Annotated in this window: 28 protein-coding genes and 4 pseudogenes; 7 read left to right on the forward strand and 25 right to left on the reverse strand. The window is 36.4% G+C overall.

Going from position 1 to position 25759, the window contains the following annotated elements:
* Positions 1-2: 2 nt before the first annotated feature.
* From EA652_RS06305 to EA652_RS06400, 20 genes and pseudogenes are all read right to left on the reverse strand, one after another.
* Complete coding sequence (locus EA652_RS06305) at positions 3-338, reverse strand: GPW/gp25 family protein (protein WP_007548437.1); 336 nt, start codon at positions 336-338, stop codon at positions 3-5.
* Positions 339-340: 2 nt separating this feature from the next.
* The gene (locus EA652_RS06310) at positions 341-556 is read right to left on the reverse strand and encodes a PAAR domain-containing protein (protein WP_044471308.1); all 216 of its coding nucleotides are present in this window, start codon (positions 554-556) and stop codon (positions 341-343) included.
* A protein-coding gene (locus EA652_RS06315) for an IS5-like element ISWpi1 family transposase (RefSeq protein WP_094189578.1) occupies positions 549-1381 on the reverse strand; the annotation gives its coding sequence in 2 pieces (ribosomal slippage) (positions 549-1012 and positions 1012-1381; 834 coding nt in all). The genes EA652_RS06310 and EA652_RS06315 overlap by 8 nt, the downstream gene beginning before the upstream one ends.
* A gap of 135 nt (positions 1382-1516) precedes the next feature.
* The gene (locus EA652_RS06320) at positions 1517-1981 is read right to left on the reverse strand and encodes a phage baseplate assembly protein V (RefSeq protein WP_007548312.1); all 465 of its coding nucleotides are present in this window, start codon (positions 1979-1981) and stop codon (positions 1517-1519) included.
* Positions 1968-2243, reverse strand: a pseudogene (locus EA652_RS06325) (hypothetical protein); the annotation flags it as partial. The gene EA652_RS06320 and the pseudogene EA652_RS06325, both read right to left, overlap by 14 nt.
* Positions 2244-2257: 14 nt before the next feature.
* Positions 2258-3592: an IS110-like element ISWpi13 family transposase gene (locus EA652_RS06330; RefSeq protein ID WP_012673403.1), complete on the reverse strand. Its 1335-nt coding sequence runs from the start codon at positions 3590-3592 to the stop codon at positions 2258-2260.
* A gap of 272 nt (positions 3593-3864) precedes the next feature.
* Positions 3865-4059, reverse strand: a pseudogene (locus EA652_RS06335) (hypothetical protein); the annotation flags it as partial.
* Positions 4059-4568, reverse strand: a pseudogene (locus EA652_RS06340) (phage tail protein). The pseudogenes EA652_RS06335 and EA652_RS06340, both read right to left, overlap by 1 nt.
* Before the next feature lie 87 nt (positions 4569-4655).
* Positions 4656-5852 (reverse strand): outer membrane protein assembly factor BamB family protein, encoded by a 1197-nt coding sequence (locus tag EA652_RS06345; protein WP_012673404.1) that lies wholly within the window; start codon positions 5850-5852, stop codon positions 4656-4658.
* A gap of 99 nt (positions 5853-5951) precedes the next feature.
* A complete protein-coding gene (locus tag EA652_RS06350; protein ID WP_007548323.1) occupies positions 5952-6257 on the reverse strand; it encodes a head-tail joining protein in 306 nt (101 codons plus the stop codon).
* A gap of 82 nt (positions 6258-6339) precedes the next feature.
* Positions 6340-7341 carry a major capsid protein gene (locus tag EA652_RS06355; RefSeq protein ID WP_007548325.1) on the reverse strand — a complete coding sequence of 334 codons (1002 nt, stop codon included), beginning with the start codon at positions 7339-7341 and terminating at the stop codon, positions 6340-6342.
* A gap of 51 nt (positions 7342-7392) precedes the next feature.
* A complete protein-coding gene (locus EA652_RS06360; RefSeq protein ID WP_007548326.1) occupies positions 7393-7764 on the reverse strand; it encodes a head decoration protein in 372 nt (123 codons plus the stop codon).
* Between the two features lie 66 nt (positions 7765-7830).
* Complete coding sequence (locus tag EA652_RS06365; RefSeq protein WP_238514241.1) at positions 7831-9294, reverse strand: AAA family ATPase; 1464 nt, start codon at positions 9292-9294, stop codon at positions 7831-7833.
* Between the two features lie 112 nt (positions 9295-9406).
* Positions 9407-10468 (reverse strand): S49 family peptidase, encoded by a 1062-nt coding sequence (locus tag EA652_RS06370; protein WP_039963648.1) that lies wholly within the window; start codon positions 10466-10468, stop codon positions 9407-9409.
* 21 nt (positions 10469-10489) lie between these two features.
* Positions 10490-11920 (reverse strand): phage portal protein, encoded by a 1431-nt coding sequence (locus EA652_RS06375; protein ID WP_039963649.1) that lies wholly within the window; start codon positions 11918-11920, stop codon positions 10490-10492.
* A complete protein-coding gene (locus tag EA652_RS06380; protein WP_006280957.1) occupies positions 11920-12615 on the reverse strand; it encodes a glycoside hydrolase family 25 protein in 696 nt (231 codons plus the stop codon). The genes EA652_RS06375 and EA652_RS06380 overlap by 1 nt, the downstream gene beginning before the upstream one ends.
* Entirely contained in the window at positions 12612-12836 is a 225-nt protein-coding gene (locus EA652_RS06385; RefSeq protein ID WP_007548330.1) for a gpW family head-tail joining protein, read from the reverse strand. The genes EA652_RS06380 and EA652_RS06385 overlap by 4 nt, the downstream gene beginning before the upstream one ends.
* Positions 12826-14652 (reverse strand): phage terminase large subunit family protein, encoded by a 1827-nt coding sequence (locus EA652_RS06390; RefSeq protein ID WP_007548331.1) that lies wholly within the window; start codon positions 14650-14652, stop codon positions 12826-12828. The genes EA652_RS06385 and EA652_RS06390 overlap by 11 nt, the downstream gene beginning before the upstream one ends.
* Positions 14653-14942: 290 nt before the next feature.
* Positions 14943-15965, reverse strand: coding sequence for an IS110-like element ISWen2 family transposase (locus tag EA652_RS06395; RefSeq protein ID WP_007548332.1), 1023 nt, complete (start codon positions 15963-15965; stop codon positions 14943-14945).
* 563 nt (positions 15966-16528) lie between these two features.
* Positions 16529-17176 (reverse strand): heme exporter protein CcmB, encoded by a 648-nt coding sequence (locus EA652_RS06400; protein ID WP_007548333.1) that lies wholly within the window; start codon positions 17174-17176, stop codon positions 16529-16531.
* A 106-nt stretch (positions 17177-17282) separates the two neighbouring features.
* On the opposite strand from EA652_RS06400, the gene EA652_RS06405 reads away from it, so the two are divergent.
* Complete coding sequence (locus EA652_RS06405; RefSeq protein WP_007548336.1) at positions 17283-17675, forward strand: TraR/DksA family transcriptional regulator; 393 nt, start codon at positions 17283-17285, stop codon at positions 17673-17675.
* Between the two features lie 296 nt (positions 17676-17971).
* Positions 17972-19107 (forward strand): annotated as a pseudogene (locus EA652_RS06410) (transposase).
* 9 nt (positions 19108-19116) lie between these two features.
* On the opposite strand, the gene EA652_RS06415 reads toward EA652_RS06410, so the two are convergent.
* Entirely contained in the window at positions 19117-19326 is a 210-nt protein-coding gene (locus tag EA652_RS06415) for a hypothetical protein (protein ID WP_012673405.1), read from the reverse strand.
* A gap of 131 nt (positions 19327-19457) precedes the next feature.
* On the opposite strand from EA652_RS06415, the gene der reads away from it, so the two are divergent.
* Positions 19458-20783, forward strand: coding sequence for a ribosome biogenesis GTPase Der (gene der, locus EA652_RS06420; protein WP_012673406.1), 1326 nt, complete (start codon positions 19458-19460; stop codon positions 20781-20783).
* 10 nt (positions 20784-20793) lie between these two features.
* On the opposite strand, the gene EA652_RS07335 is transcribed toward der, so the two are convergent.
* A complete protein-coding gene (locus EA652_RS07335) occupies positions 20794-20916 on the reverse strand; it encodes a hypothetical protein (RefSeq protein WP_256359309.1) in 123 nt (40 codons plus the stop codon).
* Here EA652_RS07335 and EA652_RS06425 point away from each other — a divergent pair.
* From EA652_RS06425 to EA652_RS06440, 4 genes are all read left to right on the forward strand, one after another.
* Positions 20882-21301, forward strand: a complete 420-nt coding sequence (locus EA652_RS06425) for a disulfide bond formation protein B (RefSeq protein WP_369689571.1) — start codon at positions 20882-20884, stop codon at positions 21299-21301. The genes EA652_RS07335 and EA652_RS06425 overlap by 35 nt on opposite strands.
* Positions 21276-21818, forward strand: a complete 543-nt coding sequence (locus EA652_RS06430) for a demethoxyubiquinone hydroxylase family protein (protein WP_006279362.1) — start codon at positions 21276-21278, stop codon at positions 21816-21818. The genes EA652_RS06425 and EA652_RS06430 overlap by 26 nt, the downstream gene beginning before the upstream one ends.
* A gap of 580 nt (positions 21819-22398) precedes the next feature.
* The gene (gene mraY, locus EA652_RS06435; protein ID WP_007548592.1) at positions 22399-23379 is read left to right on the forward strand and encodes a phospho-N-acetylmuramoyl-pentapeptide-transferase; all 981 of its coding nucleotides are present in this window, start codon (positions 22399-22401) and stop codon (positions 23377-23379) included.
* Positions 23380-23385: 6 nt separating this feature from the next.
* The gene (locus EA652_RS06440; RefSeq protein WP_012673407.1) at positions 23386-23982 is read left to right on the forward strand and encodes a ribonuclease HII; all 597 of its coding nucleotides are present in this window, start codon (positions 23386-23388) and stop codon (positions 23980-23982) included.
* A 3-nt stretch (positions 23983-23985) separates the two neighbouring features.
* On the opposite strand, the gene virB9 is transcribed toward EA652_RS06440, so the two are convergent.
* The 3 genes from virB9 to EA652_RS06455 all read right to left on the reverse strand — a co-directional run bounded on the left by virB9 (position 23986) and on the right by EA652_RS06455 (position 25726).
* Positions 23986-24768 (reverse strand): P-type conjugative transfer protein VirB9, encoded by a 783-nt coding sequence (gene virB9 / locus EA652_RS06445; protein ID WP_006280123.1) that lies wholly within the window; start codon positions 24766-24768, stop codon positions 23986-23988.
* 185 nt (positions 24769-24953) lie between these two features.
* Positions 24954-25409 (reverse strand): outer membrane lipid asymmetry maintenance protein MlaD, encoded by a 456-nt coding sequence (mlaD, locus tag EA652_RS06450; RefSeq protein ID WP_007548591.1) that lies wholly within the window; start codon positions 25407-25409, stop codon positions 24954-24956.
* A 2-nt stretch (positions 25410-25411) separates the two neighbouring features.
* Positions 25412-25726: an NADH-ubiquinone oxidoreductase subunit NDUFA12 family protein gene (locus tag EA652_RS06455; RefSeq protein ID WP_007548590.1), complete on the reverse strand. Its 315-nt coding sequence runs from the start codon at positions 25724-25726 to the stop codon at positions 25412-25414.
* Positions 25727-25759: the final 33 nt, after the last annotated feature.

Below are 25759 nucleotides of genomic sequence, written 5' to 3' on the forward strand. Positions count from 1 at the left end.
TTTTAAACAACTACTCCATTAATATTTATGAACTTACCTTCTGAAAGATAGACACCTTCTAAATCCAATGTTACTCTCCCTTCTTTTACTTCTGTGATTTTTACTTTTTCTAACTTAAATCTCTTTTCCCATTTTCCCAGTGCTTCCGCTGTTGCTGCATAAATTTCTAACGAAAAATCTCTATTTATTGGCCGATCAATTAACTCAAATAACCTTGAGCCATACTCCCTCCTCATTATTCTGCTGCCTATCGGCGTGGTTAATATATCAATAATTGATTGCTTTAAATGTTCTATTCCTTCAAGCTCTTTTCCCGTTTTATTGCTCATCCCACGCATTTTTAGCTCGCAAATACATTTTTGCTAATACTCATTACATGAAAACCACACGATGCCAAGTCACCGGTTCTTGTTATGCCAATATCATTAACAAATACGCTGTTTGATCCTTGCGTTAGTGTCTCTCCCATAGTTAAGATATCTCCTTTTCGACACACAGATCTACCGTTTACAAAAACGTCGTTAGAGGTTGTCCGGAAACTAGTAAATTCAAGCATATTCCCTCTTTAACATAACCCTACTCATAGCTAGGTATATGAAATTCTCAGTGGATGTTGTGAGTAAATCATACTCCTTCGATAGCCTTCTATTCCTATTAACCCAAGCAAAAGTCCTTTCTACAACCCATCTTCTTGGCTGTACTTTAAACCCTTGTTCTCTTGTTGGTAGTAGCTCAGGTGGCGTATCTTTGTGCACCCAAAATCTACATGGAGGCCTTTTAACAATTTCAATATCTATGTCATATTCTTCCTTTATGTGATTCTTTAAATTTCTTCCTTGGTATCCCATGTCAGCCCACATTTTTTTAACTTTAGTATATTTTGTTCTCATATTGTTTAATGCTATTTTAATACCATCTCTATCATTTTCGTTAGCAGCGCCTACGTAACAACCTAGTATAAAACCCTGAGTGTCTGTAATTATATGCCTTTTTCTACCCTTTACTTTTTTACTTCCATCATAGCCTTTGATCCCCCCTTTTCTGTAGTCTTTACAGATTGACTATCTACTATACAGGCACTCGGCTGCTCATTCCTTCCTATTTTTCTTCTACTATATTTTGTAATTTCATAATTCATTTTCTCAAAAATTCCCTGCTTCTTCCATTGCCTGAACTGCTCATACACAGTCTTCCATAGCGGAAAATCATTTGGTAAATACCGCCATTGACACCCTGTACGCAATACATAGAAAATTGCTTCTAATATTTCTCTTTTGCTATACTTTGGCGGCCTTCCTCCTTTCTTGTATGATACTCTGAAGTGTTTTTCTATTCTTGCCCATTCCCTTTCGCTTAGATCTGTTGGATACTTTTTTCTCATCTTTACCCCGTACTAAAATTTCAGATATTATAGCCTTTTACTTGTTTCCGGACAACCTCTTACTACCACTCATACAAACATGTGCCGGTATTCCACTACAATAATCCCCTATACAAACCACAGCTTTAGCCATACTTAATTAAGGTCGATTCTCTTTGCTTTGAGTTTTATGCCTCTCTTGGTAATCTTCACACTTGATTCTCCAACTCTAAAAGTAATCTTATCAACTACAGATACTTCCAAATGATGGTTTTTCTTGTCATATGATATTTTTGTTCCGTCTTCAAATAAAAAACAATCTACCTCTTTTTTGCTTTCCGGAGCAGGGTATTTTTGTTGCCATATTCCAGCCAAAATAACTCCTAACGATAGTTCACCTAATGGCGAAAATATTACTACTTGCTCATCAATATTCGGCGCAAACCAACTTCTATCTTCTCCTGCTCTTGCCGTTATCCACGGAAGCCAATCGGTTATAAATTCCCCTACCTTTACCCTTACTCTTGCCTTTTCATAATCTACTTCTTTAATAAGCCCAATACGGATAATATTCGCTAACTTCCTATTTAGCTCTGCAATCGCAAAATTATGGTCTAACATGTGCTTTACCTATTTCGATAACATGTGGCGTAACTCCGCCTGAAAATATTGACTTGCCTACATGGATTTCATGCACCCATTCAACCATCCACACTAGATATGCATCTAATTCTGGCCTAAAATCATCCCCTCCTGCTGATATAAATTCACCTGCTGAAACATTTTCCACGTCCCAAGTATTCTTATTCACTACCCTTGTAATTTCCGCTGCCAGTGACCTTACAACCACCGAGGAATCCTCGACTGTTCCATCAACTATCACTTCTAACAAACTCCCTATATTAGTTCATGTTTTTTTGTTAAAACATAACCAAGTTCACTGGCCTTTTTGCTTAAATTTTTCAATACTCTCTCCTTATATAGTTTCTCATAGTAGTCAATCCCTTTCTCAACATACTCTTGTCCATGCTTTAGCATACTGTAAAAGATACATGCTAATTTCCTTGCCGTAGCAGTAATCGCTTTTGGTGCACCTAGTCGTTTCTTTAATCTTCTACAATATGCACCTATTCCGCTGTTGCTTCTTGATACACAGTGAGCAGCCATTCGAAATGCATTCGCAGCACGATTAATGACTCTACACGTTCTTGTGCTAAACACTTTTTCTCCTGTAATTTTATTAGCAGGACTGAGTCCCAACCACGACGAAAAGTGCTTTTCTGTTGGCCATTTATTGTGATTTATACCAGTTTCTGAAATTATGGTTTGTATGCTTAATGCATCAAGCCCTGGAACTTTAGTGAAATCCATACCTGTTACTCTATGCAATTCCTCATGTATAGAAAAGTTTGGCCTGTTTTTTGTAGACCTATTCTTTATTTTACTACATTGCTTATTTCCACAGAATTTTGTTTCAAATGTTTTATAGTAATTCTCTATATTTTCATCACACTCTGCTATTTTTTCCTGGTAAATATTATATAGCTCAAGTTCTTGTTTTAATACAAACAAATGTTCTTCTCTATAGTCTCCTGTTAATGCTTTTGCTATAGTAGCTTTATCATTCTTTATATTCGAGCTTCTGAATTCAGCCAATTTCTCAGGATTTCTTTCGCCTTCAATTATAGCCTCAATGATTTTCATACCAGTCACTCCAGTAATATTGCTAATAACCTTGTGTAATTGAATATTCATTTGAATTAATGCCTTCTGCATACGCAGAACATGCGTGGATGCACTCTCAGTAAGTTTTTTACGTTGCCGCACATAACTACGCAATACACACATCTGATTATCTGGTCTAAATGATCCACGAAGCAATCCGTAGCTATGCAATTGTTGAAGCCATTGGCAATCTTGAACGTCAGACTTCCTGCCAGGTACATTCTTTACATGTCGTGCATTTACCAACTTGACCTCGAATTCATATGATTCAAGTATTTGAAATAAAGAAATCCAGTACACTCCTGTTGATTCCATTGCCACAGTTGTAACTTTGCACTTCTTCAACCAGCGTGCCAAATTATGAAGGTCTGCAGTAAAGCAGCCAAATTTCTGAACACGTTGTTTATCTCTTCCCTCAGGTACGCATACATAGTGTACGGCTGAACCAATGTCTATTCCTGATGCATTCGGATTCACTATTTCTAATTTACTTTTTGCTTTTGTCATGTCAAATTCCTCCTATATAACTTATAATGGAGAAGCGCTTCAGCTTGGGGACGGTTAGATTATACAATCTTCTAAGCGAGGTAGTCTAAAAGACTCCATCAATAGTTTAACCGTTTCCTCCAAAACCATGCTTGCCTGCGGGCACTTATGGCACCATTGGATAGTCCGGTTATAACTGCAAAAGCGCTTCCACAAAATTATACTCAAAGACTGTTAAAAGCATAAGTAATGGAGTTTCTTCATCGTTTAACAGATTTTATCTGTTCGTTGCTTGCCTCAAATCTTGCTCTTAGTGCTAATTCCTCTGTTCCCGGATCTTTCCCTGGTTCTAAACTTGCAAGCTCTACAAACACTGCTGGCGCTATTATTTCTCGACGTACCGCTCTATACACTTCACATGTCTGTATTGCTGGTATCTCTTCCCTGAGCTTATTACAGATTGCCTGATGTAAATTTCCCCAGAACATTATTTCATATAACTCATTTGCTGATCAAAATACTTCTCAAATACTCTTTCTACTTCATTATCAACTAACTCTTTCATTGTTTCCCGAGCTTGCGTGTTTATTTTAATTTCATCTATTGGCAAAGACGTGGTATACCTTCTTTTGAATATTCCTATATGACCATTTTTCATTGTTGCTATAAATGCTCCTTCATATGTACGGCTTCCTACTTTTGCTCCTATCTTTGTCTGTTTTATACTCCCAAGTTTTGCTACTCCTATCTACTGCGAACTGAGCTTTACTATCGACCATAAACGCTTTCTATTTGCTTTATCCACACTTAACTTTTTTCTCATTGCTTTTTTTGGTATTTGTTTTTCTTCGCTAACTTGTTTAACAGTTTGCGATCTTACCCATAGTGCTGTTTTGTTTAATGCCCTCACCGTCGCTTTTTCCACTTTCGCTTTCTCTGCATCTATGCTTTGCATAACTTTTTCGATGCTATCGGTGACTTCGATGTTAATACGCATCTACACCCCTGACGCTTGAATTTTCCACAATACTCCTCCTAAGTGGTGCTACCTATGGCACATCTCTTCCTTATTACCTGCAATATTTCATCTGCTGATATTTGGATCAATGCAGCTATACACACCTTTTTTCTCAGTTGTAAAGTAGTAATCCCCAACTCCAAGATCAGTTACAGGCGTATGATACACATCTTCTGGAATGCTGACTATCTCTTCTATCATGCCTGAATTCTCATCTAATAGAAACATGATTCCCTTATTGCTCACAATAAATAATTTTCCATCTATCACCGGTCTAGCATAATATGTGTCTTTTAGTTTATCATTTAGCTCATCATTTACCACTAAGTTAGTACTCCAAATTATCTGACCATCAGGTATTGCAACTTTCATAACTTCATTCTTTGTGTTTACTACAAAAAATTCGTTACCATTTATATCATCGGGGTACAGCCATGGCATAATCCCACCACCACTGATATTTTTTGCTTCCATGGCCTTTAACCACAAAAGATCTCCTGATCCTATATCAATCGCAACAATGGTAGAATTGTTTGTAGCTATTAATGTGTTATTCTTTACTACTGGAGTAGTTGTGATATCTGCAAGCTGAGTGTCTAAAATATTTGTAGAAGGTAACTTATAAGACCACAACTTTTTCCCATCTTTGTCAAAAGCTACTAACTCTCCATTTGAAAATGGAACTATTAGCTTATCGTGTATAACCACAGGAGATATGTAATTTATTTGATTACTACCATTAGACATATGATAGAACCAGCTTGTATTACCATTCTCTATGTTCAGCATGTATAAATAGTTATCTACAGTCAAAATTGCTATTCTATCATTAAAAATTGTAGGGTTTCCTTTCACCAAAGACTTTAACTCCTTTTTCCACATAACTGCGTCTTCATTTATTTCATATTGTGTATTATCTCTATTTATTGCATATAGCACATTATCTATTGCTAAGTAAATTTCTCTACAATATTCACTGCAAGTAGCACTCATTCTACCAATTGTTTTATGACTACCAGATAAATCTACATCCTTCCAGTACCACCCTGTGTTGTACAATACCCCATCACCACCAATAATTAGCTCATAACTTTCGTGTATAGGAATTGGTTGTATATAACCTTGAGAAAACTCTCTACTTGGATTATTCCACGGGTGACACCTATATTTATTTTTTATTTCTAAGCTAGGCTCTACCCCATCTTTTGCAATAACACAACTTGTGCTCAATAAGAAAGCAATAAAAAAAATGGCTAGTTTCATAAAACTTTTCTAGAAAGATCACTTTATATACACATTAAAGATACGATATATTGAACAATTTCACTATCGTTAGTTTTGATTTTAACACTAAAAACCATTTTACATTCTCACTGCATGTATTTTCCATACCATTCCAGAATTATCTCTAAGTGGCGGTGAGTGTACTTTGTATCTACGGTCACCAATAATAAAGATATCTCCTACTACTGGCTGCAATATATCAAAGACACTCACCTCCAAAATCAACATCTCCCCTACAAATTGTCCTTCACCAATCTCGTATAATTTATCTGGCTGTTGTTTTAATATTTGCACCATATATGACTTATCCTTTGACTCATACAACGCTTGCTCTCCTAGATGTGCAAAACAATCTGCAAATAATCTTTTAATATCTCTAAACATAATTTTTTAGTTGCTTTTTATTCTTTAGTTGATATAATGCTTCCTGTTCGGGGTATTAAAAACAATCTGTTTACCTCACCTGTTATGCAGCAAGTTTTACAAGTATACCTGGGCGGTGGCACATTGGTAGAGGGTTTGATTGGGTATGAAGGTCAGTCCCTCTATCAAATCTTCTTGGCTCTTGTTTTGCATACAATGGCTGACCAAGGGTATTCACCGTCTCATTAAAGTCCGCTGGCGCAAAGTAAGTAGTAAATGTGCTTGCTGTACCAAGTGGAAAACAGTGTCCTGTGTCTTTTTCTATAAACCTTCTCACATTTCCTTCAGGGTCGGTTGCTTGCCCTCTGTACTCCTCAAATGTTATTCCACAGAACGTAAATCCTGACCTCATGTCGTTCCTCAGCGCTGCCCCTTCTTGCCATCTCTCATATGCTTCTTTTACTTTGGCATGAGAAGTTAGTGCATCAAAAAACTCTGGGCTTACCAAGGCATGAATTCCGGTCATATATTCACCACTTAAGTTGTCCTCAACATGCCTCAATACTTCCAGACACTTACGCTTTACATCGGTGGTTGCTATTCCCAGTGCAAAATTTACTACTTTTGGCGTAATTTCAAATTCGTTGTAAAGGTTTAATAACTCACTGCCATCAGCATCCAGAATAATCCCTTTGAGCGCCCCCATTCGCAAATGTTCTAACGTTATCGCGTGCTTGTTTCTCATCAATTCTAGATGATCTGTTACCACGTTAGCCAATGCTTTCAGTTCATTCTCTGACCCAAATGCCCTTATTCCTTGCACTTCCTCAGGTAACACTACGTCATCATGGGGAATATGTGGTATCGTAAATGTTCTTATTTTTCGTTTTCCGCGTTTTCCCACTGTTGCTGGTGCTCCGGGAACTTGCGTTGGTAATAAACTCAATACTCCGTTTTGCTCTTCTATTGTAATATGTCGAAATCTTACCGATCTACTTGGAAATAAATTTAAGCTTTCTGTTCGACCATAATTTATCGGCAATATGTTTATTGCTTTAGTTAATTCCGTCATACTAAATGCTGGATTTGTAAATGGATTTTGCATGTTTTTCCCCTTTAGTGTTTTAAGTTGGTTTTGCTCTTCAGTTGAGCAGTTTTAAACTCCCTTACGAATGATGATGCCCCGTGCTTCAAGTTGCTTTATTGCTGCAGCTTTTTGCTCCTCAGTGATATTTGTTGGCCATACAACCACATGATCGGCTAGCATTGCTATACGAGTAATGATTACTGCTTTGGTGGTTTCCGTTGCATTTACATCACTTGTTATTACACCTATTGCTGTTTGCGTGCCGTCTGTAGCTGTTGGATTTAAGGACTTAATTAGACCGTCTTTAGTATCACACCCAACAACTGTACCAAGTTTTAGATTTTGCCCTTTTGCTACTGTTATTTGGTCTCTTGAATATAGATTTGATGCCTCATACTTTAATAGGTCACCTAAATTATTTCCTTCTGTTATACTTGTCATTTTTTCCCTCCTATATTTGTTACTCAAAAAAAGCTGTGTAAGTTTTTCTGAAATTTCGATGTTAAATTAAAATAAGTCTTCTAATGTGATCACATTATTGATTATATCTTTCAAGTACTGATTTTCAGTTGCTCCGTTCGCAGCAATAAGTACCCAAAATATTTGTTTCTTTGACCTAGTTTTTTCTTTATAAATTGCCTCTTTTTTTCTTAATTGTTCTATATATTCTTTTGTTATCGTATAAGGCTTATCACTGTATTTTATTTCACAAAGTGTCGTACATCCATCCTCTCGATCAAACACCAAGTCTATCTGAGCACCACTTTCTTTACTGTTTTTCCCTGAGTGATATTGCCAATCTCCACATATAAACCCCATATGCTCTATATTTAATTTTCTTCTAATCGTATTGGCATGTTTAAAACACACTGCTTCAAATGCTTGTCCTGTCCATGTTAGCCAAGCTGGTTTTTTTATTGCTAACTCCCAATAATGAACATCTCTTGTTATTGCCTTTTTCATTACTTCTCTGAATGGTTCAATCCACGTTAGATAAAATAACACATATTCGTCCATTACCCTGTAATATGCTCCTCTTGTTGCTTTATTCAGTGGTAAAAAATCTCCTATAAATCCCGCTTCTTCTAAACTCCTTAGTTTTGTGGTTAAGTACCCTCCTTCAGTGATTTTTGTTGCTTTTATCAGTTCTTTTCTGCTGATTCCTTTTGGCTTTTTTGCAATCGTGCGAATAATATTTATATATGTCTCTGGTTCTTCATACAAAGAGTGGAATAGCATATCAAATTCATCAAATAACAAACCTTCCTTCTGAAAGCAGATCTCATTAATATTTTGTGTCGCTGACAATCCTTTACTTATTTCTTTTAGGTAATGTGGTATTCCTCCCATTGCCATATAGATCTGTAATATCTGCTGATGGTTAAGATTGACTCCTAAATATCTTAAATACTTTTTAGTTTCACGTAAGTTAAAAGGCTGTAATCCTATTCTTGCAGTAATACGATTATGTAATCCTCCTTTATTATATATTAAATTTTCTAACATCCAAGAAGCTGCTGAACCACAAACAACCAATATAAGTTTTTTCCGGTATGTCCAATATACATTCCAAAAGTGTTCTAGTGCTACTAAGAATCCAGATTTTCTTGCAGCAAGCCATGGCAACTCATCAAAAAATATCACAACTTGTTTATCTCTGTATATATCAATCGAAAGAGTTAATTGATGTAACGCATCCATCCAGTTTTTAGGTACAGCCATTCTTATGCCATTGTAAAAAGCTCTAGACAATGATTCTACGAAGATCTCAAGCTGCGCCTTTAATTTACCTTTGTTAAGGCCTGTCTGCTCAAATAGGACTACATCTCGCTTGCTAAAAAATTGTTTTATTAAGTATGTTTTTCCTACACGACGTCGACCATACACTGCGATAAACTCGGCTGATTGGGAAAGAAGCTTATTTTCTAGAATCGCTGTTTCTTTTTCTCTACCAATTATTGGTTCACTCATACAATTTACCGCGGCGTATGTTAGCATTATATACCGCGGTTATAAGATGATCAACTTTATTTTACCGCGGCGTATGTTAGCATTATATACCGTGGTTAAGAGTAGGCTACCATCAAATGCCCGATTTTGCTCGACTTTTCGCTACCTGCATCATCAAGTCTTCCGGTGTACTTTGCGGTATTGTACTCAAAATCTCTGTCTTCTTTGTTCTCTCTGCTAGTATCGACATTAATATTTCTTGGGCTTGTTTTGCATTTACATCCTGCTCAATAAATTCTCCTATCTTTTCTGGCATCTTTGATAAATTACATAATCGTATTACCTCTAATACTTCCTTGCGGCACCTCTCATAACCTATTCGTTTTGATTCTTCCATTAACTCATCAGCATCGATGGTGTGGCCCTTATAGTTAAATTCAGCTTTACTCATATTGTTTCTCCTATCTATAAATTCAGAATATGTTATTACTTCATCAGCAAGTCCAATCTCTATTGCTTTCTCACCAAAATATAGCCCTGCTTCCGTTGATTTGATTGTTTCCGTGGAAAGATTCCTATTTCTTGCTACAAGCTCGACAAACATCTCATACAGGCGGCCTACTTCCTCTTGTAAGCTTTCCAGACTTTCAGACGTTATTGGCTCATGCGGGTTTAAATCGTTTTTTCGACTTCCAGCAAAAACAGTTGTATATTTTATCCCTTGCTTTTCATCAAATCCACTTTGATCAATGTGACTTGCTATTACTCCTATGCTTCCAACTCCTGAAGTTCTCGTTACCAATACTTTTTCAGCACTTGACGCTATTGCATACGCCGCAGAATACGCATCATCATTTGCTATTGCTACGATCTTTTTTAATCCCCTTGCTTCGTAAATAAAGTCAGAAAGATCGAATAAACTGTTTACTTCTCCTCCGGGGCTGTCTATGTCCAAAATTATTGTTTCTACTTCTTCATCTATTAAAGCTTCTTCTATCTCTTCACGTATCTTCTCATACGATGTCATCCCCAACACATCATCAAAAGCCTCTGACTTCTTCGTCAAGATTCCATGTATTGGTATTACTTTTATTCCCCTTTCACTATTTCTTACTGCATGTTTTATATTTTTAAACGTTGGATGCTTCTCTGCATGTAATGACAATAAATCAAAGCTTCTTTGCTCTATCATCATCGGTTTATTGAGCCAGCTCACTTATATTATTTCCGTATTAGAATCAAAACTACTGACGTCCGAGTCAAAACTTAAACCCAATTCACTAGCACGCCTTTGATCTTCAGCAATTTCTTGGTCGATTTCTTCTATATCGTAACCTAGCTCTGATACTACTTCTGACCTGCTTTTAAACCCATTCCTTACCGCCATTTGCTGTGCTTGCTGGTCTTTTAGCGGATCTACGTAAGCACACCCTTGCGGTATCCATTTTACCTCTTTTGCTGTTTCTTTTGCCCAATTTTCACCTATGTCCAGTTCTCCAGATAGTATTGCTAATTCTAGCCACCTATCCCATACTGGACGGCAAAGCTGAAATACTACCACGTTATGCTGTAACATCGCGCACTTCCTACGAAACTCTATTAACCCAGCTCTTATTGATGAATAATTGACACCACTTAGATCTCCTGTTAGCTGCTCGTAAGTTATCCCTGTGCCTACTGCTATTGCCCTAAGCTGCTGTTTCATGAATGCTTCATAACTTCCCCCAACGTCTGATGGTTCCGAGAACTTAATATCTTCTCCGGGATCAAGTAATTGCATAGTCCCAGGTTCTAAGCCAGACAGCACTACTCCATGTTCATTACTCTCTCCTTCTCCCATGATGTTCGCTTCAGGATCAAGTCTGGTAATAAATCCCGCAAACATCGCTGCTGTCTTCTTTCTTACCAGCTCCGCATCATCGTATTGATCAAGTTCATAGAGCTTTAACAGTACACTGGACAACCATGGTACTCCTCGAATCTGCCCAGGTCTTAGTGGTCTATAGATATGTAAAACATCATTTGCTGGTACTCTCACTGACTCTCCAAATGATCCTTCACCCGGATGTTCTCTAAATAGGTAGTATGCTTCCCTCTGCCCAAGTCTATTGAACTCAATGCCGTTTCTAATTACATTACCGTTGGCAAGGGTTTGATTGCTCTTATTATCTAAATGCTCTGATTCAAGTACTTGCAGTTGCAACGGCACACAAAGTCCATCTTCTCGTTTTCTTGTTCGGAGTCTTACAAAACATTCTCCTCCTTCTATCATGCTTCTACATACTAGAGTTTGTAATCCATAAAAATCACTTACTCCGCTACTGTCTGCTTCATCTGTCCATCTCAGCCATAATTCTTGCACTTTTTTCCGAAATTCTGCATCTTTCGCCTTTGACTGCGGTTTTATTCCTGTCCCAACGCAATTACTCACTATCGTATCGATGATGTTTGCTGCATAGGAGTTCTTTCTTACCATGTCACGTGATCGACTTCTTAAAGTTTCAAGACTATGCGAGAGTAAGCTATTTATACTTCCTGTCTCTGGTTGAAAGTGCAATAATCTCCTTCCTGAGCCTGACGCATCCCATGCTGAACTTTTTGGTTTTGTTGGTTTCCGAAATAATTGTTTGAATGATTTCAATAACATCATGATATCCAAAAATCTTTTAATTCTTCTAATGTTCCGTTGAATTTGTTCCTATCGCATGGTCCTATGCCTTCTACTGAATTTGGTTTAGGACCTGTTTTACCATCGGTATACTGCCATAAAGTCCATTTTTTCCATCCTATTGGTAATGTTGGCTCTGCTCCCCATTTTGATAACCATAGTGGGCATTCAGTTAAAATCGGCGTTGCAAAATCTTTCAGAAAATAAGGACTGCCATAAATTAATGGTAAACGTCCCGTTACTACATAAACTCGATTAACAAAGTCTTCAGCTTGTTTTGCTGTTATGCTTTTTCCACCTTTGTTTTCCTCAATGTCGAGGGCTAGCAATACATCCGAACTATCACCTATTGTTTCGAGAAAATGATCAGCTTGGTCTTTGCCGTTTTCTCCTACTCCAAAATGGTATGCTCCCCAGAGAATTTCTTCTTCCTCAGCGGTTTTTCTCCTTTTTGCATATTCAGGATCTACGTACTCTACCCCCTGGGTGGCTTTGTGAATTACGCCTAATATCCCATCTTCTTTTGCTAATTTAAAATCTATGTTCCTATCCCAATGCGAGAGGTCTACTATTGCATTTATAAACTTTCCTGATGCCATATTACCTGTAGCTATAATATACTTTAAATGCTCTAAAAAGTCCGGATACTCATTTTCCACCATATAACTTCTCATATAACTCCTTTACTAGTTGCAATAACAATCTTTCTCTTCGGCTTCACACCTGCGACTTTCAATTCAGATTTAATGCGTTGTCTTAAGCTCAAGAGGTCATTTATCTGCACTTCTCCGTACCTAACCACGTGATCGCCATATGCAATCGACACTACGCGTTTCCCGCTCTGTAGCTTCTTTATCGCTTCTTCTACTTGTGCTAAGTATTCTTCACTGTACATTTTTCTCGCTTAGCCACTTGCTCTTTCTCACTCTTTTTGACTTTTTAGCCTTTTCACCTGCTAAACTCTCCCATTTACTCTCTGGCCATCTATCTATTCCCAGTGCTATTGATGCTGCTCTTGCGTAAACTCTGCAATCTAGTACTTCATTTCGGTCTCTTATCTTTTGCCACTCTTGTTTGGTATATCCTTTTACTACTTTGGTAATTAGTTGCTCTGCGGTTAGCTGCTTAAAATATTCAGGTGCATACTCTGGAAAATGACAATACCCCGGCGCCCCTTCTGTTAAAACATTAAGTAATTGGAAAAGCTCGGACTTTAATATCGATACCCCGACTGGCCACAGCTTCATTCCTCTCTTTAGCTTTTGTCCGCTAACTGTTACATCTACTCTACTTGGGCTGCTAAGTGGCACTAGCGCTTTGTTTGCCCCTTTTACTGCCATTACTCTTCCAGAGCCTTGGTGACCTCTTACCCAGTTGTATACTTCTTGTGTTGCATACCCAGCATCTACCGCCATCATGCTTATCATGTATTCAAGACCATTTTCACCGATAAAATGATGATTCAAAAGCTCTGACAGTTTTTCCCATACTTCTCCACTGCCAGTATCACCTTCTAATACCTGGTAGTCTATTGACCAATTTTCTCGGTTTCTTCCCCACGCTACCACTTCTACTTCTAAACGATCTTTTTGTACATCAACCCCTGCCGTCAATACTATTTTTCCACTTTTTGGCACCATGCCTATCGGATAAGATTCTCTTCGGTTAAATAGTTGCTTCCAGTCTGGTACTTCTCCTTTATCTACCCAGGTTTCTCCGAGTGTTGTATTTATCCAAACTTTCAGTAATTGTTCATTTTCCTTTGCATGCAGATAATCTTCTACTGCTTGTTTCCAGCTATACCAGCCAACTGGGCTATACAAGCTTGAAAGGTGGAATCCTTTTTTTTCACCTTTTATTGGATTAGTAGGCCTCCATTCACCTCTAGCTAACATCTCTGTTTTTTGATGATTTTTTATTTCTCCCCTACACTCTATGCAAACGTAGTGGGCTGTTGAGGGATCTTTATCTTTCCACTTTATCTGTGGCCATTTCAGCACCTGATAGTGATCACAATGTGGACAAGGTACAAAAAAGTATCGTTTGTCTGAACTCTCAAATTCCTTCTCTATTCTGCTTATTCCGTGAACCGTTGGTGTTGAAACTAAAAAGATTTTTCGTCGCGTAAATGTATTAGTTCGCGCGATACTGAGAAGAACTGGATCCCCTTCTCCTCCTGAATCTCCTGGATATGCATCTACTTCATCTAAAAAAAGATATTTTACCGGCATAGAGCGCAGACCCACTGGACTGTTGGCACCTGTTACTACTACCGTTCCTCCCGGAAATTCCTTACTTTGTACAGTGTTGCCTGAATCTCTCGACCTTGGATCTTTTATTTTACTCCTTAAACATGGCGTATCTTCAATGAGCGGCGCAAATCTTCCCTTTGACCAACGCTTGCCCATTTCTACTGTTGGCTGTACTACCAGCATTGGCCCTGGTGTTTGGTCGATTATATATCCTATCCAGTTATTCCCAGCTTCTGTTCCGCCTATCTGCGCTCCTTTCATGAATACCACTTTTTCAGCCGGTGAAGACGAAGATAGTGAATCCATTATTTCTCTGAGGTATGGCGTTCTCTCTGTCCTCCATTTTCCTGGTTCTGATGATGCTATCGTCGAAAGCTGACGGTTCTTATCTGCCCACTCTGATACTTTGAGCAGTGGATCTGGCTTTAACCCTGTATAAAAGCTACTGCTATATATCATAATGCCATCTGCTGCAATTTTTGTACTTTTACACAGCTAAGAGAAAAGATACCGTCTTGTTAGTCAACAAAAAAGTCATAAAAATTCTCCAAATTGCATAATAAAATCAAAAAATACTTCCAACTGTGTAGCAGTATACAGATTATAGTTAGTGGATATGTTGATAAGTAAATTAGTTACATATAAAACAGCAGAAATTTACTTATCAACATATCCACTAACCAACAACATTCAATAAATTTGTGTAAGATGCCATTTTACATAAGATGAATTAGAAGCATTTTTTGATTTTAAAGTACTAAACCTTCAGTTAACCTTTTAGCCCTATAGTTCTTGATATGATCTGGATCAAAGGCCTTTTTTGAACTTAAAACACCAAAAACTATATGAAGTAACTTACGCATTGCAGCACCAACTATGGCCATAGCATGCTTGCCTTTCTCTTTTAATCTTTCGCAAGAAGCCATAATGATAGGATTATGCTTTTTAGCTGCTATAGCAGGAAAGTACATTGCTTTACGTAATGTTCGTGAACCGGTTTTACTTAATCTGGGCTTGGCATGTACGGATGAGCCTGATGTTATATTTTGTGGTATAGTTCCAGCATATGCTGCCAATTGCCTAGCATTTATAAAGGCTTTTATACCAGGAATTTCAGCTAAAATAGCTATTGCTGTTTCCTCTCCTATTCCTGGAATAGTTAATAGGAGTTGAAAATCTTCCAACAATTCTTTGTGTTGTTTTAATAGTTCGCGTATGGAGTTTTTTATTGTTTCTATTTTTTGCTCTATGTTCATTGCAAGGTCTTCCCAAGCATTTGCAACTTCTTTAGGCAGTCTCTCTTTCTTTTCTAAATGATTATTTGCTAATGTTAACTCATCCTTTAACGCATTTGAGCAACGATAAAGATGTTTTAATTTTTTCTTTTCAGGAGAAGGTGGTGTCCAACGAGAAGGTTCCTGTCTTTGACAATAATCTGCAATAATCTCTGCATCAGTCTGGTCATTCTTTTGTCGTGTAAGCTTACTTTTTGCATAAAATCTTATGCAAGCTGGGTTTACAACACTAACGAAATATCCAGCGTTGTGGAGGAACTCAGCCAAAGCTTCGCTATAACAACCAGTGGATTCCATGCAAGCTTTTACTTCTTCTACGTTATGTTTTTGTAGAAAGTTCAGTAGACCTTGAAACCCAGTATCATCATTTTTAAATTTCCTTTTCCTAGTTTCACGCTTTCCTTTTTTACTTATGAATGAGAGAGAAACATCAAAGCGTTCTTTTGAAACATCTATACCTAAAAAGTTGTTGATCATATATAACTCCATATACTACTATTAAAAATGAAAAGTAAGGCTTACCTTGTGAATACAGAATTAGAACCATTTAGGCCTTTCTACGATACCGTCCAGCCTCTACTTTTGAGAAGGGAACTCTTTTCTTTTCTACAGATTTTATATCTAAGGAATCTTCCAGAGTTCTTCCCTTCTCCACCTAATGCTTAAGCTTAAAAACACTAGATGCTTTTTTCAAGATACAAGGTATCATCCAAGTAGCCCCTTTCTCGTCATGCCGCTGCGAATCGTCATACCGCCGCGGCGCTAACACGTAGCGGGATGATGAGGCTTATCGTCATGCCACCGCGAACCGTCATACCGTCACGGTATCTCTTAGCCGCTAACAAGTAGCGGGATGACGGTTGTCAGGTTAGCTGTTATCCCAGTTTTTGACACTGGGATGACAACGAAGGGCTACTTGGATGACAGGGAAGGATGCTGAAATGAAGGTTTTTCAAATTGTCGATAAACCTAAATCTATAATAACTATTTGCCTTTTTTCTAGGTTATGCAAGAAGTCTACTGAATAACAGTAAGATTTTTCAATCCTGTTCCACAGCAAATTTTAGTGCCATGTGAGTAGTTATGGTACTGTTAACAATCAAAATGACAAAAATTAAGATGGTGATTAGTAGTGTATAAATATTCAAGGACAAATTTTCAAATTGAGTTAGCATTTTAAAATACACAAAGGTTGGCATTATCATTGGCAAAACAAGAATTTGCGATACTCCTGATGCTAAGTTGTTTCGACCAATCATCAATGCATTTCCAGTAGCTGAAATATTAATGATTATCAGTGTATTAAATAATAAAGACACTCCAACTGCTATTGAGTGTTCAATACTATTGCATAGAACTGCAAAGCTGAATATGGAAGAAATCACTGAAATTGGTAATCCAAATAATAGCCAGTGAGCGAAAATTTTATAAGCAACTATAAGCCTAGAAGAAAGTGGCTGTACAAAGATTTGCTCTAATATTCCATCATGATAATCAGATGTAAACAAATTATTTGTAGAGATCTGCAAAACAAATGTAGCACATATCCATGTTAATGTTAACATAACTTCTTGTTTATTGTTGTTTTCAAGTGTAAATGAAGATAAACTTAACATTATAATAAAAATACATACTACATAGGTAAGGTTCTTATTATCTATTACTAATTTTTTTACTGAGCCAATCATACTAGGCTTTTAAATGTTTATTATAAATTATAGTGTTTACTTTGAGGTAGTATAATTTTTTGTTCATAAGTTATATAGGTTTTATTATTTTTTTGATAATGCAATTATGGAAAAGTTACCAAAAATAAAGTCACCAGAAGATTACAATCCTTCAGAAGATGAAGAATATATGAGCGTAAAACAACTGGAATACTTCAGCTTAAAGTTACAATCAATACTCGCTGAGTTAGAGAAACAAGAACTAGAAGATAATAGTATTGATACATACTATTCTGATGAAGATAGTGGAAACGAGGAATTAATCAAGCGCCGAAAAGATAGAAAAGAAAAAATTAAGGAGGCGTTAGAAAAAATAAAATTAGGCACTTATGGTTACTGCGATGGAACAGGAGAAGAAATAGGAGTCGAAAGACTTAAAGCTAATCCGCTTGCTATATATTGTATTGAAGAGCAAGAGAGAGTAGAAAAAGAAAAGAACGTGTACAACATTAACGATTAATTTACACATAAGTGGTGAGCCCATTGGACTTCAAGAGGAGCAAGAGGCGCTGAAGTATGTTATGCTATAAAGAAAGTGGAAAATTGGACATTCTCAACTTGACTCCTGCAGATTAAAAATTAAGTTGTATCCGTTCAGGCAATGGAGTCAACTTAAGGAAAAATATCAGCGATAGTGTATAAAATTTCTCTCTAAATTTTTTATCATTAAATTATCCAAAGAGTGCAAGAAACAGCACTTTTGTTTCTATTTTATTGCAACAAAAAAGTTTAAAATGTGTCTTTTTTAGGTGAAATATGCAAAAAGGAAAAAACCTTATTCTACAAATTAAAAATATAATATACTCGAAAACTTTTCAGAAAATCCATTGTGTTGAGTTTTACACGAACAAGAAAACTTCCTTTTTCGACAGTATTTTCTATGATTTTAAAGTTAGTTAAAAAAAGTTTGGGAATAGAATGTGAACTTATGGAGCCATTGACATGTACCCTCAAAGCAAGCTTTTTCTAAAGCAAGGTATAAGATTTGCCATACAGGCTTTCAAGAATTTAAGCATCCAAACAGCCTATCAGGATGAACCTGAGTTGGAGAGGCTATAGACTTATTGCAGCAGATGGTTCTGGTATGAGATTACCCAGCTCTGGGGAAATTGTATCCGAGTTTGAACCAAATGGAACAACAGGCACCATTGGCAATTTGTTTGTTGATTTGTGTACTTCGCTGATTTGTAGTGCTCGTCTTGCAGCTTGGAATATAGGTGAACAAACGTTGGCGGCAGAGCAATTACCCGAAGTTATCACTCAAATGCGTTTATTAAATCAAGAGAAATTATTATTTATCTATGATCGTCTTCAGTAAAATTCATTCAGCAGCATTATGATTTGGAAGTAGATTTTATTTTTCGCTTGCAAAAAAGAAATTATAGTAAGCTATGGGAACGCTGGCGAATTAGATTTTGATTTTATATTAGAAAATGAAAAGCTAAAAAATAAAATGAAAGGACAGAAAGTAAGAGTTATAGTGCTGACATTAGCCAACTGAGAAACAGAGTTTTTGACCGAGACTTTGGAGCAAAGCTTATGTGTTAAGGTGGCACATAGAGGAAACGACTCAAAGTAGGAGCAGAGTTAGAGAATTTTTCTGGAGAGGCTGTATTACAAGAATTTTGGGCAAACTTGGTCATGTGCAATATATTATCGCTTCATATATGTGATGCACAAGGGCCTTGGAACCCAGATCAAATTACTGAGTATCGTTTAAATTTTTCAGTTTTATTTGGTGTAATGAGGCAGAAACTCTATCAGGTACTTATTGCGCCAAAAAACTTTCAAGCCCTTTTTAAGTATACGCGCTAAAGTTAAAATCCGACCGGGACAGCCGCAATAAAGTAGATAAGCCTAAACGCCATCATGTCTTTAGGAGAGTTTGCTAATGAAAGTTCTTAAGTTGACGCCATTGGCTGTTCCGATTCGTTATATGACATAAGAGCATCATATATTTCATGCAATGTATTTGAGATGTTTTTTTCCATATGTTGATTAATATGCCCATATATTGTCGTCTCTTCCGAACACTCTGTATCTTTATGTATATGATTTTGTTGCTTTAATTCTTCTCTATCTACACTCTCTATTTGCTCTGACACTAGCATAACTACCTCATATTTTACATAACGAAATAAAAAAATTCTAACTGTAGTATGCTTATATAATCTACGAAGTCAATAGTTAAATTGAAAAGTTTCGGTTATAATTTACTTCATATAGAACATGCCCTTGAATTATGCTAAAAATCGCCATAGTAGGCCTACCAAATGCTGGAAAATCGACCCTATTCAACAGATTAGTAGGAAGAAAAGCAGCAGTAGTGAGTAACATTCCAGGAGTGACAAGGGATAGGCGAGAGGGAATGGGGAGAATTAGCGATTTGGAGTTTAAAGTTATAGATACAGGAGGATGGAACGACCAAACTAGTTTTTCACTGCAAGTTATTGAGCAAATAGAGTTTTCTTTATCCAGTTCAAACATAATTTTCTTTCTTGTTGACGCAAAAGTGCAAAATGAGCGAAATAAAGAGTTTGCAAAGTGGCTGAAGAGAAAAATAAATAAACCTGTGATACTGATAGCAAATAAATGCGAGAGTCATAAATCCGAAAATGTTGATTATTTGCAGTTTTTTGATTTTCTTGGCCCGGTGTATATCTCTGCCGAGCATAATCTTGGCATGGTTGATCTTTATGATGCATTAGCTGGTGTTATTGAAAATTTTAACGAGAACACTGAGTTACCTAACAATGAACTGAGTAGGCTGAGGATCGCGATCATCGGACGTCCGAATGTTGGAAAATCAACTTTTTTAAATGGTTTACTTGCAGAAAACAGACTAATAACAAGTTCAGAGCCAGGTACCACACGTGATTCTGTGGATATTACATATGATCATGATGGAGAGTTAATTACTCTAATTGACACTGCCGGAATCCGCAGAAAGGCGAATGTTGTAGATGGCTTAGAATCAAGATTTGTTGAGAAAAGCATGGAATCAATCAAGCGCTCTCATGTGGTAGTTTTAATGCTAGACTCCCTAGTTGGTATTGAGCAGCAGGATTTATCAATTGGTGAAGCTGCAATTAAGGGAGGGAAAGGGATTATTGTTGTTTTAAATAAGTGGGATTTAATAGGTAAGGATGACAGAAGCAGGTTAATAAAATTTGTCAAACAACAGGAAGTAACCAGGTTATTCTTGGAAGTGCCAACTATAACAATTTCTGCGTTAAAAGGCATGCGCTGCGGTGATGTGATAGATAAGTGTCTTGAAGTGAGTGAATCCTTGAACAAGAAGATCAGCACTGCAAAACTGAATAAGTGGCTCATAGATGCTGTAGGAAAACATTCTCACCCTCTTGTAAAAGGCAAAGCAGTTAAAATGAAGTATATCGCTCAAATTGGTACTAAACCTCCAGCTTTTTCTTTGATATGTAACATACCTGAAAGTGTTGATGAAAGTTACAAACGCTATTTAATTAACGATCTCAGAAAAAATTTCTTTGCAGACGGTGTGCCAGTTAGATTGCTTTTGAAAAAAAATAAAAATCCCTATGTAAAATGAATACTCTGCTTTATACTTTCAGGGATAATTTACTTAAAGTTATGTGTAATAATTCCAGAATTCCTGCAATCTTTCTGCTGTCGAGTGCCGCTGCTCTAATTTTTGCATATGTGCTAAAATATTTTTTCAACATGCTGCCATGCAAGTTATGTACATACGAGCGAATAGTTTACTATATCGCCGGATTACTTGCAGTAGCGTGCATGCTTAAAGACAACAAAATTCTAATCTATGCAATGTTTTGCAGCTACCTCATAGGTGCAGTAATATCTTTTTATCATATAGGTCTTGAACTCCACTTATTTCATGATGTTTTAGGTTGTACAGAGCAAGCAAGTGGTAACGTTAGTATAGAAGAGCTCAGAAATAATCTACTAAATCCTAATTACTCTCCATCTTGTGACAGACCTCATTACGTTCTAGGTGTTTCCTTAGCAACATGGAATCTAATTTATCTCATAGTAGCTCTGTTCGTATCAGGTAAGGTGTATTGTGGAGAAAGAAAGAAATCTAAATAATTTAAGGTACAGCAACAATCAGTTCTTGCAACAGGCAATTAGAGTAGATCACGCTGGAGAATATGGAGCTATTTGCATTTATTCTGGTCAAAAATTTATTCTTAAGAAATCTTCTATAATCAATGAAATAATTGAAATGGAAGAGCAGGAAAAAAAGCATTTTCACTATTTTAATGAGAAAATCAAAGAGCAAAAAGTTCGTCCTACTGTTTTGTTGCCTGTTTGGCGTGTTTTAGGAGTGTCGCTTGGCGTTGCAACTGCCATTATGGGCAAAAAAGCTGCTATGGCTTGCACTGCTGCAGTTGAAGAAGTTATCGGGGAGCACTACAAAGAGCAAGTTTCACATTTAGAAGATGGGGAATTAAGAGAAACTATAAGTAAATTTCGCGACGAGGAGTTAGAGCACAAAGATATTGCAATTCAGCACAATGCTGAAAGCGCATTTGGCTACAACATTTTATCATCATTCATAAAAACAGGCTGCAAAACTGCTATTTACTTGTCTAAGTTAATTTAACTAAGCAGCTTTCTTAAAGTGTTTTAAATGTTCTGATAACAACAGAAACCAGGAAGGAATTCAAGTGTAACAATTATTTTATAACTATATTTACATATCACCATTATTAATAAATAATTAGTATTTGTAAATTAAATACATCTAAAGTATAGACTGCAAAGGAGGCAAAAGTGCGTTTTAATTTAGAAGAGGGAAATGCTCTTATGTAATACCTGCCACAGGTTCACAACTGTACGAACATTCATTTTTGAAGGTAAATTGCACAGCAAATGGTGTCATTCCAGTCTGGAATCCAGAAATTTTGCTTATAACTGAGCTGATAAGCTAAAGGTAATTGTCTTACACTAAAACAAACGTTTTTAATTAAGTTGCATAGAACCAGTGTCTGGGCACTGGGATGACACCCCACTGGTGGTCCAAACTACAACGTTCGTACAGTTGTGGATTCCAGACTGGGATGACACCCTACTGATGGGCCCAAATCACAATGTTCGTACAGTTGTGGGTCAGGCTATAGGATGACAGAAGTTGACTTTATTAGCTATAGGTGGTATGACACTCAGTCAATTTAAGTAAGCAGATGATCTTAGCTACAAAAGTATTTTTTACCTCATTTGTTTTTGGGTTTATTCTTTTTCCCTATTTTATAAAGCTTCTAAAAAAAATAAGCAAAGATGGGCAACCAATTAGATCATGTGGACCAGAAAGTCATTTAATAACAAAAAAGAATGTACCACCTATGGGCGGAATAATAATACTGACTTCTTCTTTATTACCAATTTTACTCTGGGTTCAGTTAACACCAGAAATTTTGCTGCTGATATTGATAACTCTATTTTTTGCTCTACTTGGATTTATTGATGATTATTTAAAATTGAAGACAAATCACTATCGAGGTTTAAGTGCAAAAACCAAAATACTTATTCAGTTTATTGTTGCTCTGGTTGGTGTGTTTATACTTAAGCTATACTCTGCTGAATGTTTTACAAAAACGTCCCTATTTAAAGGAGTAATAATAGATTTTGGCTATCTATATGTTCCGTTTGCTGCGTTTGTAATTGTCGGCTCTTCTAATGCTGTGAATCTCACAGATGGTTTGGATGGCCTTGCTGCAACTCAAGTCATCACTTCCTTTGCTTTTTTGGGGCTAATTGCATATATAACTCAAGCAGATATGAATATTACTTTATTCTGCATTGCATTTATAGGAGCTATTCTAAGTTTCTTGTGGTTTAACACACATCCAGCAAAAATATTTATGGGTGATGTTGGTAGCTTGTCGGTAGGCGCAGCCTTAGGGTTAACTAGTGTCCTAATTAAAAGAGAAATGCTTTTTGCCGTTATTGGAATAATTTTTGTAATAGAGACTCTATCTGTTATTATTCAGATATCATATTTTAAATATACAAAGTTTAAATATGGAGAAGGAAAAAGAGTTTTCCTTATGGCACCAATGCATCATCACTTTGAAAAGAAGGGATGGTCAGAAAATGTAATCGTTATGAAATTTTGGATAATTTCTATTATCTGTTCAGTTTTTACTATAACTTTCTTATTATAAAAACCTATGAAATACCCAGACTTTACATTAGAAAATAAATTATCAGGAGTGATAGCAGGAGTGGATGAAGTTGGAAGAGGTCCGCTAGCTGGTCCAGTAATATCCGCAGCCGTAGTGTTTATTGATAGAAATACAATTATTGATGGAATCAACGACTCGAAAAAGTTGACTCCTCAATGTAGGCAAGTCCTATATGAAAAAATAATATCCGTTGCAAAATTTGGTATAGGAATGGCAAGCGTAGAAGAAATAAATTCATACAATATCTTGCAAGCAACAAAACTTTCAATGAAACGTGCGTTGATAGACTTGGACCTAGAATTAGATTATGTGCTAGTTGATGGTAATCAACCACCTGAAGTGAAATGGCAAGTGAAATCCATAGTAAATGGTGATAATTTGAGTACATCAATTGCAGCAGCTTCAATCGTTGCAAAAGTTACGAGAGATCGGCTTATGCAAGAATTGCACAATAAGCATCCTGAATATAATTGGTATAAAAATAAAGGATATGGGACAAAAGAGCACCTTAACGCTATTGGCCTTTATGGAATTACAGAACATCATAGAAGAAATTTTGCACCCATATCTCGGGCATTATAGCCTTTACCCTTTTTTGAAAGGTATGGTTTCATTAAATAGGCAAACTGTACTCGATCCATTCCTTAAGGTAAACACTGAACTTACCCTTTCGATTATCAGGTAGTTATCAACTGTACGGAAATTTACTAAAGACTCATATCCTGCAGAATCAACCATAAAAACTGCCGGGAAATCAGAGTTTATTTTATTGAATTGTAGATATGTAAATTTTCCATCATCAAAAACCTTGATTGGTATTATTGACTGACTGCCTTTAACGTGCGAGATGGAATAATTAAAATTTAAACCCTTCTTTACAACTTCAATATCGTTTATATCAGGAATAATGGTATGACTAGCTTGTTCGAGGATATCACCGTTATTTGTTGTGTAAATCTCATCACTGCTAAATAGTGGATAAAGAAACCTTACTTCATATGCTAATCTTGGATCATCTAGTCCAGTTGCTTCTTCAGCATGAAATTCAAAGTAATAAACTCTTTTATTGGTAATTATAGTTGTGTTAGTATCGGCAATATCATCTATAGGCTTAATAAACAATCTGTTACCTTGAGGAAGGAGTTGCCAACCAGTTGAATCACCCATTGAAAGGTTTTGTATTACCTCCCCTGGTTCAAACAATATACTGGACTGATAACCATAAAAACCCGTATACTTATGTATGGCTTGTGGGTTATAATTTATGACCTTTATGTGATTATCTCCAGCTATTGAACGTGGCTCCTGTTTTGCAAGTGCATCACTACCACAGAGGAACAACAGTACGGCAAACAGTAAACCAATCATAATATCAAAATAAATTAATCTTTATTTTATCATTGATAGACATGCACTGCAACTGTTAAGGCACTTTCTATACTATAAACCCCAAAGCAAGCGGTAGAAAAGGCAAGAAATAAGGCAAACTCCTTAAATACTTTAGAACTACAGGAGGCTTTACCTGAACGGATATACTTGGAATCCTGCCATTTTCACTTTGTAAACATACCAAGAATTCTGTCCATTATTCCACCCATATTTGCTTCAGCTTGAGTATACTCTATTTTACCACCATGCAAGATTAGTTTAATATCTGATCCAGGTGATATATTAACAAATTTACTGCCAACAACTCCACTGCTAGTGATCAGAGCTGAACTATCAATTGGCAATTTTATGTCTTTGCTTATACACATATCGATTCGTGCTACGTAGGTAGCTTTGTCAAGTGATACACCAGTTATGCTTCCAACATCTACACCAGAGATCTTGACACTATCACCAACTCCTATACCGTTAGCGTTAGCAAAAAGACCATATATTTTATAGCAATCCTTATAGTTTTTCTTTATGTAAGATAGCTTATCAATAGCAAAGAAAATCAGAAAAATAGTAAAAATTAATACAAATAATCCAGCGGTTATTTCAAGTATATTTGACCTTCGCATCTTTAGTTATCAGGACTCCAGCTTTTATAGTAATTTTTCACTTTTTGGTTTGGATAGTATGCATCTTTTGTACCCGTTAAATTAGGAGTATGTTTTACTTTTCTTTTTTTATTATTAACTGGTACTACATTATCAGTATAGTGAAGCCATATATGCCATTCCGGAGGCACTGTTGTAGGCTCAGAAACACTGCTATACATAACCCACCTTTTTCCTTTACTTGATTCATAGTAAGAATTTCCATTTTCATCTCTTCCTACAAATTTATCTTCTCTTCGTAATAGGCGTTTTATTGCATTACAAATTTTAGATAACATAAGGGTATTAAAACAAAAAGTATTATATATACT

The sequence above is a fragment of the Wolbachia endosymbiont of Drosophila ananassae genome (genome assembly GCF_008033215.1).
In the GTDB taxonomy this organism is placed as follows: Bacteria; Pseudomonadota; Alphaproteobacteria; order Rickettsiales; family Anaplasmataceae; genus Wolbachia; species Wolbachia pipientis.

Coding starts and splice junctions, on each gene's coding strand:
- EA652_RS06440 (WP_012673407.1), top strand. CDS start 23,386: ATGAAATACCCAGACTTTACATTAGAAAATAAATTATCAGGAGTGATA.
- EA652_RS06310 (WP_044471308.1), bottom strand. CDS start 556: ATGCTTGAATTTACTAGTTTCCGGACAACCTCTAACGACGTTTTTGTA.
- EA652_RS06365 (WP_238514241.1), bottom strand. CDS start 9,294: ATGAGTGAACCAATAATTGGTAGAGAAAAAGAAACAGCGATTCTAGAA.
- EA652_RS06400 (WP_007548333.1), bottom strand. CDS start 17,176: ATGATTGGCTCAGTAAAAAAATTAGTAATAGATAATAAGAACCTTACC.
- EA652_RS06330 (WP_012673403.1), bottom strand. CDS start 3,592: ATGACAAAAGCAAAAAGTAAATTAGAAATAGTGAATCCGAATGCATCA.
- EA652_RS07335 (WP_256359309.1), bottom strand. CDS start 20,916: ATGTTGAAAAAATATTTTAGCACATATGCAAAAATTAGAGCAGCGGCA.
- EA652_RS06415 (WP_012673405.1), bottom strand. CDS start 19,326: ATGCTAGTGTCAGAGCAAATAGAGAGTGTAGATAGAGAAGAATTAAAG.
- mlaD (WP_007548591.1), bottom strand. CDS start 25,409: ATGCGAAGGTCAAATATACTTGAAATAACCGCTGGATTATTTGTATTA.
- EA652_RS06380 (WP_006280957.1), bottom strand. CDS start 12,615: ATGAGAAGTTATATGGTGGAAAATGAGTATCCGGACTTTTTAGAGCAT.
- EA652_RS06305 (WP_007548437.1), bottom strand. CDS start 338: ATGCGTGGGATGAGCAATAAAACGGGAAAAGAGCTTGAAGGAATAGAA.
- EA652_RS06405 (WP_007548336.1), top strand. CDS start 17,283: ATGGAAAAGTTACCAAAAATAAAGTCACCAGAAGATTACAATCCTTCA.
- EA652_RS06390 (WP_007548331.1), bottom strand. CDS start 14,652: ATGATATATAGCAGTAGCTTTTATACAGGGTTAAAGCCAGATCCACTG.
- mraY (WP_007548592.1), top strand. CDS start 22,399: ATGATCTTAGCTACAAAAGTATTTTTTACCTCATTTGTTTTTGGGTTT.
- EA652_RS06385 (WP_007548330.1), bottom strand. CDS start 12,836: ATGTACAGTGAAGAATACTTAGCACAAGTAGAAGAAGCGATAAAGAAG.
- EA652_RS06345 (WP_012673404.1), bottom strand. CDS start 5,852: ATGAAACTAGCCATTTTTTTTATTGCTTTCTTATTGAGCACAAGTTGT.
- EA652_RS06320 (WP_007548312.1), bottom strand. CDS start 1,981: ATGTTAGACCATAATTTTGCGATTGCAGAGCTAAATAGGAAGTTAGCG.
- EA652_RS06375 (WP_039963649.1), bottom strand. CDS start 11,920: ATGTTATTGAAATCATTCAAACAATTATTTCGGAAACCAACAAAACCA.
- EA652_RS06455 (WP_007548590.1), bottom strand. CDS start 25,726: ATGTTATCTAAAATTTGTAATGCAATAAAACGCCTATTACGAAGAGAA.
- der (WP_012673406.1), top strand. CDS start 19,458: ATGCTAAAAATCGCCATAGTAGGCCTACCAAATGCTGGAAAATCGACC.
- EA652_RS06395 (WP_007548332.1), bottom strand. CDS start 15,965: ATGATCAACAACTTTTTAGGTATAGATGTTTCAAAAGAACGCTTTGAT.
- EA652_RS06350 (WP_007548323.1), bottom strand. CDS start 6,257: ATGTTTAGAGATATTAAAAGATTATTTGCAGATTGTTTTGCACATCTA.
- EA652_RS06355 (WP_007548325.1), bottom strand. CDS start 7,341: ATGCAAAATCCATTTACAAATCCAGCATTTAGTATGACGGAATTAACT.
- EA652_RS06360 (WP_007548326.1), bottom strand. CDS start 7,764: ATGACAAGTATAACAGAAGGAAATAATTTAGGTGACCTATTAAAGTAT.
- EA652_RS06370 (WP_039963648.1), bottom strand. CDS start 10,468: ATGATGATAGAGCAAAGAAGCTTTGATTTATTGTCATTACATGCAGAG.
- virB9 (WP_006280123.1), bottom strand. CDS start 24,768: ATGATTGGTTTACTGTTTGCCGTACTGTTGTTCCTCTGTGGTAGTGAT.